General features: G+C 69.7%; 12 protein-coding genes. 10 read left to right on the top strand and 2 right to left on the bottom strand.

Annotated features, from left to right (window positions below; translation table 11 throughout):
* Positions 1-12: 12 nt before the first annotated feature.
* Positions 13-1,161 carry a tryptophan dimethylallyltransferase family protein gene (locus tag AQJ64_RS02830; protein WP_240512874.1) on the bottom strand — a complete coding sequence of 383 codons (1,149 nt, stop codon included), beginning with the start codon at positions 1,159-1,161 and terminating at the stop codon, positions 13-15.
* A gap of 163 nt (positions 1,162-1,324) precedes the next feature.
* Positions 1,325-1,900 carry an adenylosuccinate lyase gene (locus AQJ64_RS02825; protein WP_055637314.1) on the bottom strand — a complete coding sequence of 192 codons (576 nt, stop codon included), beginning with the start codon at positions 1,898-1,900 and terminating at the stop codon, positions 1,325-1,327.
* Between the two features lie 387 nt (positions 1,901-2,287).
* Between AQJ64_RS02825 and AQJ64_RS02820 the strand changes: the two genes are divergently transcribed.
* The 10 genes from AQJ64_RS02820 (at position 2,288) to AQJ64_RS02775 (ending at position 14,616) form a co-directional block, all read left to right on the top strand.
* Positions 2,288-4,093: a 3-hydroxyacyl-CoA dehydrogenase family protein gene (locus AQJ64_RS02820; RefSeq protein WP_055637315.1), complete on the top strand. Its 1,806-nt coding sequence runs from the start codon at positions 2,288-2,290 to the stop codon at positions 4,091-4,093.
* Positions 4,094-4,253: 160 nt separating this feature from the next.
* Positions 4,254-5,069, top strand: coding sequence for a TetR family transcriptional regulator (locus AQJ64_RS02815; RefSeq protein WP_240512875.1), 816 nt, complete (start codon positions 4,254-4,256; stop codon positions 5,067-5,069).
* 369 nt (positions 5,070-5,438) lie between these two features.
* A complete protein-coding gene (ccrA, locus tag AQJ64_RS02810) occupies positions 5,439-6,782 on the top strand; it encodes a crotonyl-CoA carboxylase/reductase (RefSeq protein WP_055637317.1) in 1,344 nt (447 codons plus the stop codon).
* Between the two features lie 17 nt (positions 6,783-6,799).
* Entirely contained in the window at positions 6,800-8,848 is a 2,049-nt protein-coding gene (locus tag AQJ64_RS02805) for a protein meaA (RefSeq protein ID WP_055637318.1), read from the top strand.
* Complete coding sequence (locus AQJ64_RS02800; RefSeq protein WP_055637319.1) at positions 8,845-9,804, top strand: HpcH/HpaI aldolase/citrate lyase family protein; 960 nt, start codon at positions 8,845-8,847, stop codon at positions 9,802-9,804. Before AQJ64_RS02805 ends, AQJ64_RS02800 begins: the two co-directional genes overlap by 4 nt.
* Before the next feature lie 2 nt (positions 9,805-9,806).
* Complete coding sequence (locus tag AQJ64_RS02795; RefSeq protein WP_055637320.1) at positions 9,807-10,319, top strand: MaoC family dehydratase; 513 nt, start codon at positions 9,807-9,809, stop codon at positions 10,317-10,319.
* Positions 10,319-11,524, top strand: coding sequence for an acyl-CoA dehydrogenase family protein (locus tag AQJ64_RS02790; RefSeq protein WP_055637321.1), 1,206 nt, complete (start codon positions 10,319-10,321; stop codon positions 11,522-11,524). Before AQJ64_RS02795 ends, AQJ64_RS02790 begins: the two co-directional genes overlap by 1 nt.
* A 170-nt stretch (positions 11,525-11,694) precedes the next feature.
* Positions 11,695-12,351 carry a phosphatidylserine decarboxylase gene (locus AQJ64_RS02785; RefSeq protein ID WP_055637322.1) on the top strand — a complete coding sequence of 219 codons (657 nt, stop codon included), beginning with the start codon at positions 11,695-11,697 and terminating at the stop codon, positions 12,349-12,351.
* Positions 12,338-13,192, top strand: coding sequence for a CDP-diacylglycerol--serine O-phosphatidyltransferase (gene pssA / locus AQJ64_RS02780; protein ID WP_240512876.1), 855 nt, complete (start codon positions 12,338-12,340; stop codon positions 13,190-13,192). Before AQJ64_RS02785 ends, pssA begins: the two co-directional genes overlap by 14 nt.
* A 206-nt stretch (positions 13,193-13,398) precedes the next feature.
* Positions 13,399-14,616 carry an alpha/beta hydrolase gene (locus AQJ64_RS02775; RefSeq protein WP_059202412.1) on the top strand — a complete coding sequence of 406 codons (1,218 nt, stop codon included), beginning with the start codon at positions 13,399-13,401 and terminating at the stop codon, positions 14,614-14,616.
* The last annotated feature ends 4 nt before the right edge of the window (positions 14,617-14,620 follow it).

Here is a 14,620-nt window from a genome sequence, read left to right as displayed (position 1 = left end):
GTCGCTCCGGGGTCAGGCCGGGATGCCGGCCTGATGCTGGGCGTACGTGCTGAACCGCAGGTACAGACCGATGTCCGCGGGCGTCCGCGGCGAGATCGTCCGGTAGCTGCACAGTTCCTGGAGCCCGCCGCCGGCCCCCGGGCCGCCCGCCCCCAGTTCCCGCAGGATTCCGGCGAGCGGGCGGGGGTCGACCCCCTCCAGGTCCATGAGCCGGGCGACGCGTGCGGCCGCCTCCGCGTCGTCGCGGGTGTTGTCCGGCAGGCGCAGATAGAGGTTGGCCTCCTCGGGGCCCGGCGTGCCCTCCCGGAACGCCAGGCAGGTCATCGGCTCGTTGCTCACGGTGCCGCCGTCGCGCCCGTAGATGACGGACCGCGCCCGGGCCGCCCGCTCGGGCTCGTAGCGGTGCGCCAGGGCCGCCACCGTGTCCAGTTCCGCCATCTCCATCGGAAGGTGCCGGTAGTAGACCTTGACCCGGGAGGTGTTCCCGGCGTCCAGGTCGAGGGCCATGAGCTCCAGCTCGTGTCCCTGCTTGGCGAGTTCCTTCCCGCGTTCGGCCACCGGCCGCCAGGCGTCCGCGAGGCCCAGCCGGTGCATGGCTTCGGCCATCACCTCGTACGCCCGGTCCAGGCCGTTCACCTGCGGGTTGAGGTAGACCTTGTAGTGCGGCCGGTGCCCCGGTCTCCAGGCCAGGGAGTGCCAGAGGGTGGCCCGGTAGCGCTCGGGGTCGGAGGTGAGGAACAGGTCCTCGATGCTCAGGTACCGCGCGATGTCCGTCCCGGGGCTCCCGGCGAGCCGGCGCGTCAGTTCCCGGCCGGCCTCCTGGCAGCCGAGCGGGGTGCCGTCGGAGCCGAGCGACTCGAAGAGGATGCGGACCTCGGGCCGGCCGGCCTTCCAGCTGACGGAGAGTTCGGCGGGGAAGCCGTCGGCCGAGACGAACGAGGGCGGTTCGCAGCGCGTTCCGACGGGCCGCGCGCCCCAGGGGTGGAGCACCTCTCGCAGATCCCCGAGGACGGTCTCGGTCTGCCACGGGTCTATCTCCAGACCCCGGCAGACCGCCGTCCACTTCTCCTCGAGGAACCGCCCGAACGTTTTTACCGGGTCTTGACGTAGGGCCAGGTCGGATATCTCGTCCATCTCGTCCGGGAGTTGCGCACTGGTCACTGTCTCTCACCCTCCGTAGCCGGAATGGTCCGGCCTTGTCCGCGGTCAGTTCGGCAGCAGCCCTGCGGGCACACCGAGCCGGATTTCGGCGGAAGGCGATCTTCCCCTCGAACGGGTATTCAAATCTCGAACTAATTGGCGATAAAACGCTGTTGACGGTGAGTCAGCGCTGCCGGGGGATCCGGGCCAGCGCCCGCACGGCCGCCTCCGCGAGCGCCGGATGGGCGAGGGCGTCGCTCAGAACCGGCCGGGCACGGTCGTCGCCGAGCGCGCCGAGACCCTCCACACAGGCGAGGGCCACCCGCCGGTAGGGGTCGTGGGGCGTCAGCCGCCGGCGGAGGGTGGTGATCAGCGCGGGCACCGACTCCGGCGCCCGCAGTTCCACCAGGAGGCGGACCGGGTGCAGGGCGTAGGCGACCCGCAGTTCGTTGGTGGCGAGCGCCGCCGCCGCGCGGGCGGTGCGGGGGTCGCCGAGCCGGGCCAGGGCATGGGCGGCCGAGGCACAGCGCGGCGGGTCGCGGTGGTTGAGCAGCAGGACGAGCGCCTCGAAGGCGCGCCGGTCCCCGGCGAGGCCCAGCCGGAAGGCGGCGAGTTCCCGGGCCCACAGCGGCCGCCCCGGTTCGGTGAGCACGGCCGCCAGTTCGTCGGGGCCCGCGTCCGCCGCCAGCCGCTCGTAGGATGCCGTGCCGCCCGACTCCTGCCGTAAGCGCTCCGTGAGCGCCCGCAACTCTTCGTCCATGGCGCCGAGCCTAGGGCGTGGGCGGCTCGGCGAGTTACCTCACATTTCGGGGGCTGGCGCGCTCGTTACCCGCCGGTTAAGCTCAGGAGAGCGAGTCACCCACTCGCACCCTCCTCGCGGCGGCCTGGTGACGCAGCCTCCGCCAAGGAAGTCGGTTCGGTACCACGTACCGCTGTACGACCCGGCCACGGGACAGGGCCGGTCGGATCTCCCGTTCGTCCGCAGGGCGTTGTGCGCGCCCCCGGCGACCGGCACCGGGCGTGTGCGCTCGTAGCCCGGCACCACCCGCATCCCTTTTCCGCACCCGGTGCGCCCAGCCTCGCAGAGGTTCCCGCGGCGCACCCGGGGGCGTTCCCAGTCGTCACCCTCTTCTTCTGGAGTCCCGCGATGGCCACTCCCCTCTCCGACACCTCTCTGTCCCCGCTCCGGACGATCGCCGTCGTCGGCCTCGGCACCATGGGCACCGGCATCGCCGAGGTCCTGGCCAAGGCCGGCCGTGAGGTGATCGGCATCGACATCAGCGAGGAGCGCACGGCCCGTTCGCTCGCCGTGCTGGAGGCCTCCACCGCCCGCGCCGTGCGGCGCGGCCGGCTCACCGAGCAGGAGCGCGCCGACGCCCTGGCCCGGATCCGCACCGCCACCGACCTGGGCGCGGCGGCCGACGCCGAGCTGGTGATCGAGGTGGCCCCGGAGTCGTACGAGATCAAGCAGCAGATCTTCCGCGAGCTGGACGGGATCGTCCGCCCGGAGACGATCCTCGCCACCGGCACCAACGCCCTGTCCGTGACCCGGCTCGCCGCCGAGTCGGCCCGCCCGGAGCGCGTGCTCGGTCTGCACTTCTTCAACCCGGCGCCCGCGATGAGGCTGGTCGAGGTGGTCTCCTCGGTGCTGACCGCGCCGGCCGCCGTCAGCGCCGTCACCAACCTCGCCCTCGACCTCGGCAAGGAGCCCGTCGCGGTCGGCGACCGCCCCGGATTCGTCGCGGACGGACTGCTGTTCGGCTACCTCAACCAGGCCGCCGCGATGTACGAGGCGCGCTATGCCTCCCGTGAGGACATCGACGCCGCGATGCGGCTCGGCTGCGGGCTGCCGATGGGCCCGCTGGCGCTGCTCGACCTGATCGGCGTCGACACGGCCCGTACGGTCCTGGAGGCCATGTACGCCGAGTCGCGCGACCGGCTGCACGCGCCCGCCCCGATCCTGGGGCAGCTCAGCGCGGCCGGACTGACGGGCCGTAAGGCGGGCCGCGGCTTCTACACCTACGAGGCGCCGGGCAGCGCGACCGTCGTCCCGGACGCACTGACGCCCGCCGCCGGCGGGACCGGCACCCCCGGCCGCGAGGTCCGCAGCGTCGGTGTGGCCGGTTCCGGCACGATGGCCTCCGGGATCGCCGAGGTGTTCGCCAAGGCGGGCTACGACGTCGTCCTGGCCGCCCGCAGCGAGGAGAAGGCGCAGACGGCGAAGGCCCGGATCGGCAAGAACCTGGCGCGCTCGGTCGACAAGGGCCGGATGACCGCCGAGGCCGCCGCGCAGACGCTGGAGCGGATCACCCCGGCCGGCTCCTACGACGCGTTCGCCGACGTCGACCTGGCCGTCGAGGCGGTCGCCGAGGACCTGGAGATCAAGCGGCAGCTGTTCGCCACCTTCGACAAGGTCTGCAAGCCGGGCGCCGTGCTGGCCACCACCACCTCCTCGCTGCCGGTCATCGCCTGCGCCCGGGCCACCTCGCGCCCGCAGGACGTCATCGGGATGCACTTCTTCAACCCGGCGCCCGCCATGAAGCTGGTCGAGGTCGTCCGCACGGTGTTGACGGCCGAGGACGTCCACACGACGGTCCACGAGGTGTGCGGACGGATCAGGAAGCACGCCGTCGACTGCGCAGACCGTGCGGGGTTCATCGTGAACGCCCTGCTGTTCCCGTACCTCAACAACGCGATCAAGATGGTGCAGGAGCACTATGCGTCGCTCGACGACATCGACGCCGCGATGAAGCTGGGCGGCGGGTACCCGATGGGTCCCTTCGAACTGCTGGACGTGGTCGGGCTGGACGTCTCGCTCGCGATCGAGAAGGTCCTGCACCGGGAGTTCCGCGACCCGGGACTCGCCCCGGCCCCGCTGCTGGAGCACCTGGTGGCCGCGGGCTGCCTCGGCCGCAAGACGGGCCGGGGTTTCCGCGAATATGCCCGCCGCTGACGGCGCCGGCGACTGGTCCGAAGGCGACCGGGACTGGGGCGGACTGCTCGACCCCGGCGGGCCCCTGGTGCCCGCCGGGCCCGGATCCCCCCCGCCCGTCAGGGGCGGGGGAAACCCCGGACCTGCGCAGAGAGCTGCGCGCATGCAGTACGTTCGGGGCATGTCCCAGCCCGCCAGGTCCCCACGTACACCAGCCACGCCCGACGTTTCGGAGAGTGCCGCGGGCGGCCGCGCGGCCGCCCAGCGGCTCAGGATGCGCCGCGAACTGGCGGCCGCGGCCATGGAACTGTTCGCCACGAAGGGGTACGAGGCGACCACCGTCGACGAGATCGCGGCCGCGGCCGGCGTCGCCCGCCGCACCTTCTTCCGCCACTTCCGCTCCAAGGAAGAGGCGATCTTCCCCGACCACGACGACACCCTGATCCGCGCCGAGGCCGTCCTCAACGCGGCCCCGGCCCACGAGCACCCCCTCGACACCGTGTGCCGCGGCATCAAGGAGGTCATGAAGATGTACGCGGCGCGGCCGGAGATCTCGGTCGCCCGCTACAAGCTGACCCGTGAGGTGCCCACGCTGCGGGAGGCGGAGATCGCCTCGGTGGCCCGCTACGAGCGGCTGTTCACCCGCTACCTCCTCGGCCACTTCGACGAGCACGCGCACGACGACGACGCCAACGACGACCCGCTGCTCGCCGAGGTCGCCGCCTCCGCCGTGGTCACCGCCCACAACCACGTCCTGCGGCGCTGGCTGAGGGCCGGCGGCCAGGGCGACGTCGAGACCCAGCTCGACCACGCCTTCGCGATCGTCCGCCGGACCTTCGGCACCGGTATCGGTGCCGGACGCAGCGGCGGCGCGCCGGCCAGGCCGGCCCCCGCGGCGGTCTCCGCGCAGGGCGAGGTGCTGGTGACGGTCGCCCGTACCGACGCCCCGCTCGACGAGGTCATGCGCACCATCGAACAGGCGCTCAAGGAACGCTGACCCCACCCTTCCGCTGTGATGACGGCCACCCGCTCCGGGTGGCCGTTTTGGCATGTCAGAGCCCCTTTTCAGGTGGATTTCAGACCCTGTTCGATCGATCATCGCTCATTTGTTACGTAAAGATTTCACCTGAGGGGAAGTTCTGGCACTCAGTGCCTTGCGGGGTGACACGCGGTGTCATACGTTGAAGGTGTCCGGGCGGCCGGCGTGCAGAGACCTTTCGTACGCCGGCTGTCCCCGCAGCGCATGGCCTGCGCGCCCGGACGCCTGCGTCACAGGCAACCTCCCGCGCCACAAAGCGCCGCCGAACAGCACCGAAACAACCCTCAGCGCCCCTCCCTCAGGGCGCTCACCGCCGGAGGCAACACCGTGACCACTCAGGACATCCTGGACGCGATCCAGTCGCCGGACGCGACGCCGGCCGACTTCGCCGCCCTGCCGCTTCCCGAGTCGTACCGCGCGATCACCGTCCACAAGGACGAGACGGAGATGTTCGCCGGGCTCGAGACCCGCGACAAGGACCCCCGCAAGTCGATCCACCTCGACGAGGTTCCGCTGCCCGAGCTCGGCCCGGGCGAGGCCCTGGTGGCCGTGATGGCCTCCTCGGTCAACTACAACTCCGTGTGGACCTCGATCTTCGAGCCGCTCTCCACCTTCGGCTTCCTGGAGCGCTACGGCCGGCTCAGCGAGCTGACCAAGCGCCACGACCTGCCGTACCACGTCATCGGCTCCGACCTCGCGGGCGTCGTCCTGCGCACCGGCCCCGGCGTCAACGCCTGGAAGCCGGGCGACGAGGTGGTCGCGCACTGCCTCAGCGTCGAGCTGGAGTCGTCCGACGGCCACAACGACACGATGCTCGACCCCGAGCAGCGCATCTGGGGCTTCGAGACCAACTTCGGCGGCCTCGCCGAGATCGCCCTGGTCAAGTCCAACCAGCTGATGCCCAAGCCGGACCACCTCAGCTGGGAGGAGGCCGCCGCCCCCGGCCTGGTCAACTCCACCGCCTACCGCCAGCTGGTGTCGAGGAACGGCGCCGGGATGAAGCAGGGCGACAACGTCCTGATCTGGGGCGCGTCCGGCGGACTCGGCTCGTACGCCACCCAGTTCGCGCTGGCCGGCGGCGCCAACCCCATCTGTGTCGTCTCCAGCCCCCAGAAGGCGGACATCTGCCGGGCCATGGGCGCCGAGGCGATCATCGACCGCAACGCCGAGGGCTACACGTTCTGGAAGAACGAGCACGAGCAGGACCCGCGCGAGTGGAAGCGGTTCGGCAAGCGCATCCGTGAGCTCACCGGCGGCGAGGACGTCGACATCGTCTTCGAGCACCCCGGCCGCGAGACCTTCGGCGCCTCCGTCTACGTCACGCGCAAGGGCGGCACCATCGTCACCTGCGCCTCGACCTCGGGCTACAACCACGAGTACGACAACCGCTACCTGTGGATGTCCCTGAAGCGGATCATCGGCTCGCACTTCGCCAACTACCGCGAGGCCTGGGAGGCCAACCGGCTGATCGCGAAGGGCAAGATCCACCCGACCCTGTCGAAGGTCTACGCGCTGGAGGAGACCGGCCAGGCCGCCCACGACGTGCACCGCAACCTCCACCAGGGCAAGGTCGGCGTCCTGTGCCTCGCCCCCGAGGAGGGCCTCGGCGTGCGCGACGAGGAGATGCGCGCCCAGCACCTCGACGCCATCAACCGCTTCCGCAACATCTGAGACACCCGGGGTCATAGATGACTGAGCGTCAGCCCGCCGAAGGCACGCGGGAGAAGGACCGGCCGTGGCTCATGCGCACGTACGCCGGTCACTCCACGGCCGAGGCGTCCAACGAGCTGTACCGGCGCAACCTCGCCAAGGGCCAGACGGGCCTGTCGGTGGCGTTCGACCTGCCGACCCAGACCGGCTACGACTCCGACCACGTCCTCGCCCGCGGCGAGGTCGGCCGGGTCGGCGTGCCGGTGGCCCATCTCGGTGACATGCGCCGGCTGTTCCAGGACATCCCCCTGGAGCAGATGAACACCTCGATGACGATCAACGCCACCGCCATGTGGCTGCTGGCGCTCTACCAGGTCGTCGCCGAGGAGCAGGGCGCGGACATCACCCGGCTCCAGGGCACGACCCAGAACGACATCGTCAAGGAGTACCTGTCCCGGGGCACGCACGTCTTCCCGCCGGGGCCGAGCCTGCGCCTGACGACGGACATGATCGCGTACACGGTCTCCCACATCCCGAAGTGGAACCCGATCAACATCTGCAGCTACCACTTGCAGGAGGCGGGCGCCACGCCGGTCCAGGAGATCGCGTACGCGATGTCCACCGCGATCGCGGTGCTCGACGCCGTGCGCGACTCGGGGCAGGTCCCCGCCGAGAAGTTCGGGGACGTCGTGGCCCGGATCTCCTTCTTCGTGAACGCGGGCGTCCGCTTCGTCGAGGAGATGTGCAAGATGCGGGCGTTCGGGCGGATCTGGGACCAGGTCACGCGGGAGCGGTACGGCATCGAGAACCCCAAGCAGCGCCGCTTCCGGTACGGCGTCCAGGTCAACTCGCTCGGCCTGACCGAGGCGCAGCCGGAGAACAACGTCCAGCGGATCGTGCTGGAGATGCTGGCCGTGACGCTGTCGAAGGACGCACGCGCGCGGGCCGTGCAGCTGCCGGCCTGGAACGAGGCGCTGGGCCTGCCCCGGCCCTGGGACCAGCAGTGGTCGCTGCGGATCCAGCAGGTCCTGGCGCACGAGAGCGATCTGCTGGAGTACGAGGACCTCTTCGAGGGCTCGCACGTCGTCGAGGCGAAGGTCGCACGGCTCGTCGAGGAGTCCCTCGCGGAGATCGGGCGGATCCAGGAGATGGGCGGCGCGATGGCCGCGGTGGAGTCCGGCTACCTGAAGTCGCAGCTGGTCTCCTCGCACGCCGAGAGGCGCGCTCGTATCGAGTCCGGTCAGGAGAAGATCGTCGGCGTCAACATCTTCGAGACGACCGAGCCCAATCCCTTGACCGCCGATCTCGACACGGCGATCCAGACGGTCGATCCGGCTGTCGAGGCCCGGGTCGTCGCCTCGCTTCAGCACTGGCGCGACACCCGCTACCAGCCGCCCTTCAACCATCCGCGGCCCTGCAAGGCGCTGGAGAGGCTGAAGGAGGCCGCCAAGGGCACCGACAACCTCATGGAGGCCACCCTGGAGTGCGCCCGCGCCGGGGTCACGACCGGTGAGTGGGCCGGGGCCCTGCGCGAGGTGTTCGGCGAGTTCCGGGCGCCGACCGGGGTCTCCTCGGCGCCGGTGGCGGTCCCCGCCGAGGAGGGCTCGGCCATGTCGGAGGTCCGCCGCAGGGTGGAGACGACCGCCAAGGACCTCGGCACGGGCAAGCTGCGCTTCCTGGTCGGCAAGCCGGGCCTGGACGGGCACTCCAACGGCGCCGAGCAGATCGCCGTGCGCGCCCGCGACGCCGGCTTCGAGGTGGTGTACCAGGGCATCCGGCTCACCCCGGAGCAGATCGTGGACGCGGCCCTCGCCGAGGACGTGCACGCGGTGGGCCTGTCGATCCTGTCCGGCTCGCACGCGCAACTGGTGCCGGACGTCCTGCAACGCCTCCGTGTGGCCGGTGCCACAGATATACCGGTGATCGCCGGTGGCATCATCCCGAATGGTGACGCCGAGCAGCTCAGGGCCGCCGGAGTGGCCGCCGTCTTCACCCCGAAGGACTTCGACATCACCGGAATCATCGGCCGCATCGTCGACGAGATCCGCAAAGCGAACAAGCTCGACCCCCTGGAGGTCCCCGCATGACCGTCAACCGTCTGCGTCCGCGCCGCTCGTGTCTCGCGGTCCCGGGCAGCAACCCCCGCTTCCTGGAGAAGGCGCAGGGCCTGGCGGCGGACCAGGTCTTCCTCGACCTGGAGGACGCGTGCGCCCCGCTCGCCAAGCCCGAGGCGCGGCACACCATCGTCAAGTTCCTCAACGAGGGCGACTGGACCGGCAAGACCCGGGTCGTGCGCGTCAACGACTGGACGACCGAATGGACGTACCGTGACGTCGTGACGGTCGTCGAGGGCGCCGGCCCGAACCTCGACTGCATCATGCTGCCGAAGGTCCAGAACGCCCAGCAGATCGTCGCCCTGGACCTGCTGCTGACGCAGATCGAGAAGACCATGGGCTTCGAGGTCGGCAGGATCGGCATCGAGGCGCAGATCGAGAACGCCCAGGGCCTGAACAACGTCAACGAGATCGCGCAGGCCTCCCCGCGCATCGAGACGATCATCTTCGGCCCGGCCGACTTCATGGCGTCGATCAACATGAAGTCGCTGGTCGTGGGCGAGCAGCCGCCCGGCTACCCGGCGGACGCCTACCACTACATCCTGATGAAGATCCTGATGGCCGCCCGCGCCAACGACCTCCAGGCGATCGACGGCCCCTACCTGCAGATCCGCAACGTGGACGGCTACCGCGAGGTCGCCCGGCGCGCCGCCGCCCTCGGCTTCGACGGCAAGTGGGTGCTGCACCCGGGCCAGGTCGAGGCGTCCAACGAGATCTTCTCGCCCTCGCAGGAGGACTACGACCACGCCGAGCTGATCCTGGACGCGTACGACTACTACACGTCCGAGGCGGGCGGCAGGAAGGGCTCGGCGATGCTCGGCGACGAGATGATCGACGAGGCCAGCCGCAAGATGGCGCTGGTCATCTCGGGCAAGGGCCGCGCGGCCGGCATGAAGCGCACCAGCACGTTCGAGATCCCGGAGGCGTGACGATGCAGTTCGGGCGCACCTACGAGGAGTTCGAGGTCGGGGCGACGTACAAGCACTGGCCCGGCAAGACGGTCACCGAGTACGACGACCATCTGTTCTGTCTCCTCACCATGAACCACCATCCCCTCCACATGGACGCCAACTACGCCGAGAACACCACGGACTTCGGCAAGAACGTGGTGGTCGGGAACTACATCTACTCCCTGCTGCTCGGCATGTCCGTGCCGGACGTGTCCGGCAAGGCGATCGCCAACCTGGAGATCGAGTCGCTGCGGCACGTGGCGCCGACCTTCCACGGCGACACGATCTACGGCGAGACGACCGTGCTGGACAAGTGGCCGTCGAAGTCGAAGAACGACCGCGGGATCGTCCACGTCGAGACCAAGGGCTACAAGCAGGACGGCACGCTCGTGTGCGTGTTCCGCCGCAAGGTGATGGTGCCGACCGAGACGTACATCAAGGAGCGCGGCGGCGAGCAGCCCGGCCGCCCGGAGCCGAAGCAGCAGGAGAAGTAATGGCCCGCCTCGCCCAGACCGCCGGTCTGACCGACGTCCAGCAGGAGATCCTCTCCACCGTCCGCGACTTCGTGGACAAGGAGATCATCCCGGTCGCCACCGAGCTGGAGCACCGCGACGAGTACCCGCAGGCGATCGTCGACGGGCTCCGGGAACTCGGCCTGTTCGGCCTGATGATCCCCGAGGAGTACGGGGGCCTGGGCGAGTCGCTCCTCACCTACGCGCTGTGCGTGGAGGAGATCGCCCGGGGCTGGATGTCGGTCTCCGGGATCATCAACACGCACTTCATCGTGGCGTACATGCTCAAGCAGCACGGCACGCAGGAGCAGAAGGACCACTTCCTGCCGCGGATGGCGGCCGGCGACATCCGGGGCGCGTTCTCGATGTCGGAGCCGGGCCTCGGCTCGGACGTGTCGGCGATCACGTCGAAGGCGGTGAGGGACGGCGACGAGTACGTCCTGAACGGTCAGAAGATGTGGCTGACGAACGGCGGTACGTCGTCCCTGGTGGCCGTTCTGGTCAGAAGTGACGAAGGACACCCCGAGGGTACGGCGCCCCACAAGTCGATGACGACCTTCCTGATCGAGAAGGAGCCCGGCTTCGGAGAGGTCCGCCCCGGCCTCACGATCCCCGGCAAGATCGAGAAGATGGGCTACAAGGGCGTCGACACCACCGAGCTGATCATGGATGGCCTGCGGCTACCCGCCGATCGGGTGCTCGGCGGGGTCACCGGCCGAGGTTTTTACCAAATGATGGACGGCGTCGAGGTGGGACGCGTGAATGTGGCGGCGCGTGGCTGCGGTGTCGCTCAGCGTGCCTTCGAGCTGGGCGTCCGGTACGCCCAGCAGCGGCACACGTTCGGCAAGGCGATCGCCCAGCACCAGGCCATTCAGTTCAAGCTCGCCGAGATGGCTACCAAGGTCGAGGCCGCGCATGCCATGATGGTGAACGCGGCACGCAAAAAGGACTCCGGCGAACGAAACGACCTTGAGGCCGGTATGGCGAAGTACCTCGCCTCCGAGTACTGCAAGGAGGTCGTGGAGGACGCCTTCCGGATCCATGGCGGCTACGGCTTCTCCAAGGAGTACGAGATCGAGCGCCTCTACCGGGAGGCCCCGATGCTGCTGATCGGTGAAGGTACCGCCGAAATCCAGAAAATGATCATCGGGCGCCGACTGCTCGAAGAGTATCGGTTCCAGGGCTAGATGTCCGGGTTGGGGGTGTTTTCTTCGAGAAGAAGATCACACCCCGTCAACTTCCCCCGGCCGTCGACTCGGCTTCCTGGCTTACCCAGTTGCGCCCCCGAACCGCTACGATCGCCGGAAAGCCGCCGTCCCCCGTCGAAGCGCGGCATCGTCCGCTACGAAGGTCATCCATGCCCCACAGCCAAACCTCTGCACACCGCGACCGCCTGGTAGGCGCACGCCTCGCGCGCGGAGCATCGCCGTGGCTTCTGCCGACCGTCGCCACCGCAGCCGTCAGCCTGGTCCGCGCCCGCCGCTCGGGTGTCGCCAAGGCCGTCGCCGTCCCCGCCACCGCTCTCGCGGCGGGCATGCTGTGGTTCTTCCGCGACCCCGAGCGCGAGATCGCCTCGGGCCGGGTCATCTCCCCCGCCGACGGAGTGGTGCAGAGCATCATGCCGTGGAAGGACGGGCGCACCCGGGTCGCGATCTTCATGAGCCCGCTCAACGTCCACGTCAACCGCGCGCCGCTCTCCGGCACGGTCACGTCCGTCGAGCACATCCCCGGCGGGTTCGTTCCGGCGTTCAACAAGGAGAGCGAGAACAACGAGCGCGTCGTCTGGCACTTCGACACCGAGCTCGGTGACATCGAGATGATCCAGATCGCCGGTGCCGTCGCCCGCCGTATCGTCCCCTACCTCCCCGAGGGCACGAAGGTCGAGCAGGGCGAGAGGATCGGCCTCATCCGCTTCGGCTCGCGTGTCGACATCTACCTGCCCGAGGGCGTGGAGATCGCGGTCGAGGTCGGACAGAAGACCGTGGCGGGGGTGACTCGCATTGACCGTGATTGACCCTGAGACCCAGGCGGGCTGGGTGCCCGAGGCCGACGACGCGGACGACGAGGAGGAGATGCCCCTCTCGCTGCGTCTGTCGATAGCGGACACCCTCACCCTCGGCAACGCCACGTGCGGCTTCATGGCGGTGTACTTCACCACCACCGGCATCCTGATCCCGCACCTCACCGGGGACCAGGAGACCGGCATGGCCCGCCACAGCGCGGCCACGGCGGTCATCCTGATGCTCTGCGCGGCCGTCTTCGACCTGTTCGACGGCCTGGTCGCGCGCAAGCTGCGCAGCTCCCCCATGGGCGCGGAGCTGGACAACCTCTCCGACCTGATCAGCTTCGGCCTGGCCCCGGCGTACTTCGTCCTGGTCTACGGCATGGTCGCCGACGACGCCCACCAGCGGGTGGCGGCCCTCGGCGCGATCGTCGTCCTGCTGGCCGTCGTGCTGCGGCTGGCGAGATTCTCCTGCGTGACGCCGCCGAACGGCATGTTCCAGGGCATGCCCTCGCCGTTCGGCGCACTCACCGTCGTCTCGATCGTGCTGCTCGAGCTGCCGTTCGTGGCGACGCTGCTGGCCATCCTCGGCACCGCCTGGCTGATGGTGAGCCGGGTCGAGTACCCCAAGCCGCGGGGCCGCCTCGCCGGCGCGGTGCTCGTCTGGATCGTGCTGTCGATGGGGCTGCTGGCGGCCTGGGCGTTCGACGCCCCGAGCGGTCAGCTGCTGCTGCAGACCGGCTGCGCGCTGCAACTGGTCATGGGCGCGGTGATCCCGCTGTTCGCCACGGCCCGCCGGGTGAACAACTTCCGCGACAACCGACGCGAGGCACGGGCGGCCCAGCTGCCCTGACCCTCCCTCACCGCACACGGGTGTGGCCCGAGCCCTTTCCGGCTCGGGCCACACCCGTTTCGGGTTCAAGGGCGTCCGGCGTGTGCCCTTGACCTGTCAACTACCCGCGATCCGCGCGCGGTTACAGAGAGTGAGGAAGGAGAGGACGGTGGAAAGAGGGGGAATTTTCCAGGAATTGACCTATTGGCACCCTTCGGGAGATGGTCATGTCCTCACTCGTCCTCACGGAACACAAGGTCCCGCACGTCTCCACGATCCCGGCGAACCTCGACGAGGCGGTGCAGCTCCCCGTGCGGGAGTACGACGGCACCAACGGGAACAACCCGCGCAAGCCGGTCCTGATGCTGCACGGCAGGAGCGTGCCGGCGCTCCCGGGCTTCGACCTCCCGCCGGTCCCCGGCGGCTCCCCCACCCGGTACAGCTGGGCGCAGGAACTGGCCGGCGCCGGTTTCGACGTCTTCATCATGGATCTCCAGGGATCCGGACGCTCGCCCCGCCCGAGGATGGACGACGCGTGCAACGCCAACCCCGCCCAGCAGGAGCTGCTCCTCGTCCCCAACCCGCTCCCGGCGTCCTGCCCGCCCCCGTACCCCCACCAGCTCGGCAACTCGGAGAGCGAGGAGGCGGAGCTGCGCGCGGTGGTGAAGTACATCAGGGCCCTGCCCGGCAGGGACAAGCCGGTCCGCTTCGTCGGCTGGTCCGCGGGCGCGCTCGTGATGGGTCCCTACACCCTCAAGCACCCGGAGGACGTCGAGAGCCTGTTCCTGCTGGCTCCGGTCTTCCCGCCGAAGGGCCGGTGGTCGGAGAAGCCCGACGACCCCTTCGGACGCCCGCCCGGGGCCCAGACGCTGCCGGTGTCCGCGCCGCCCAGTATGTTCGGCTTCCCGATGCACGTCGCCGGCAAGACCGGCGTCAAGGCGTCGCTGAGCAGCACCCCCGCCCTGTGGGAACCCGGCATCGAGGACCACGTGTGGGACGCCTGCATGCAGAACGACCCCGTGGGCAGCAAGTGGGGCCCGGAGGAGGCGCCGGGCGACTACGAGGGTGTCCTGCGGTACCGGAACACCTACTGGTGGGGCTGGAACAACCAGACCGCCCCGTACAAGAACCCGGCCGGCACGTATGTGCTCGGCGACCGGGTTCCCGTGGCCATCGTCTACGGCGAGCTGGACCGGACGGCCAACAGCCCGGCGACCTTCCCCGACATCCTGCGCTTCTCCGTGCCGGACCTCTACAAGGCCGTCGGGGGACCGAGGAAGCTGATGTTCTGCCTCGAAGGCGCCGGCCACTCCCTGGTCTGGGAGACCACCGCGAAGATCGTCCACCAGATCTCGAGACAGTGGTTCAGGAACGGCAAGGTGTACGGCCTCGAAACCGGCAGCTTCTTCAGGGACCTGGGCGGCGAGCTGAGCCCGCTGCCGTGACCCC

It is taken from the genome of Streptomyces griseoruber (assembly GCF_001514205.1).
Lineage (GTDB): Bacteria > Actinomycetota > Actinomycetes > Streptomycetales > Streptomycetaceae > Streptomyces > Streptomyces griseoruber.
Note: the sequence above shows the minus strand (reverse complement) of the source record. Positions and strands in the feature narration are given on the sequence as shown.

Bases quoted from the DNA above. Each gene is read 5' to 3' on its own strand.
- AQJ64_RS02825 (WP_055637314.1), bottom strand. From the start codon at position 1,900: ATGGACGAAGAGTTGCGGGCGCTCACGGAGCGCTTACGGCAGGAGTCG.
- AQJ64_RS02820 (WP_055637315.1), top strand. From the start codon at position 2,288: ATGGCCACTCCCCTCTCCGACACCTCTCTGTCCCCGCTCCGGACGATC.
- AQJ64_RS02815 (WP_240512875.1), top strand. From the start codon at position 4,254: ATGTCCCAGCCCGCCAGGTCCCCACGTACACCAGCCACGCCCGACGTT.
- AQJ64_RS02805 (WP_055637318.1), top strand. From the start codon at position 6,800: ATGACTGAGCGTCAGCCCGCCGAAGGCACGCGGGAGAAGGACCGGCCG.
- AQJ64_RS02800 (WP_055637319.1), top strand. From the start codon at position 8,845: ATGACCGTCAACCGTCTGCGTCCGCGCCGCTCGTGTCTCGCGGTCCCG.
- AQJ64_RS02795 (WP_055637320.1), top strand. From the start codon at position 9,807: ATGCAGTTCGGGCGCACCTACGAGGAGTTCGAGGTCGGGGCGACGTAC.
- AQJ64_RS02790 (WP_055637321.1), top strand. From the start codon at position 10,319: ATGGCCCGCCTCGCCCAGACCGCCGGTCTGACCGACGTCCAGCAGGAG.
- AQJ64_RS02785 (WP_055637322.1), top strand. From the start codon at position 11,695: ATGCCCCACAGCCAAACCTCTGCACACCGCGACCGCCTGGTAGGCGCA.
- AQJ64_RS02775 (WP_059202412.1), top strand. From the start codon at position 13,399: ATGTCCTCACTCGTCCTCACGGAACACAAGGTCCCGCACGTCTCCACG.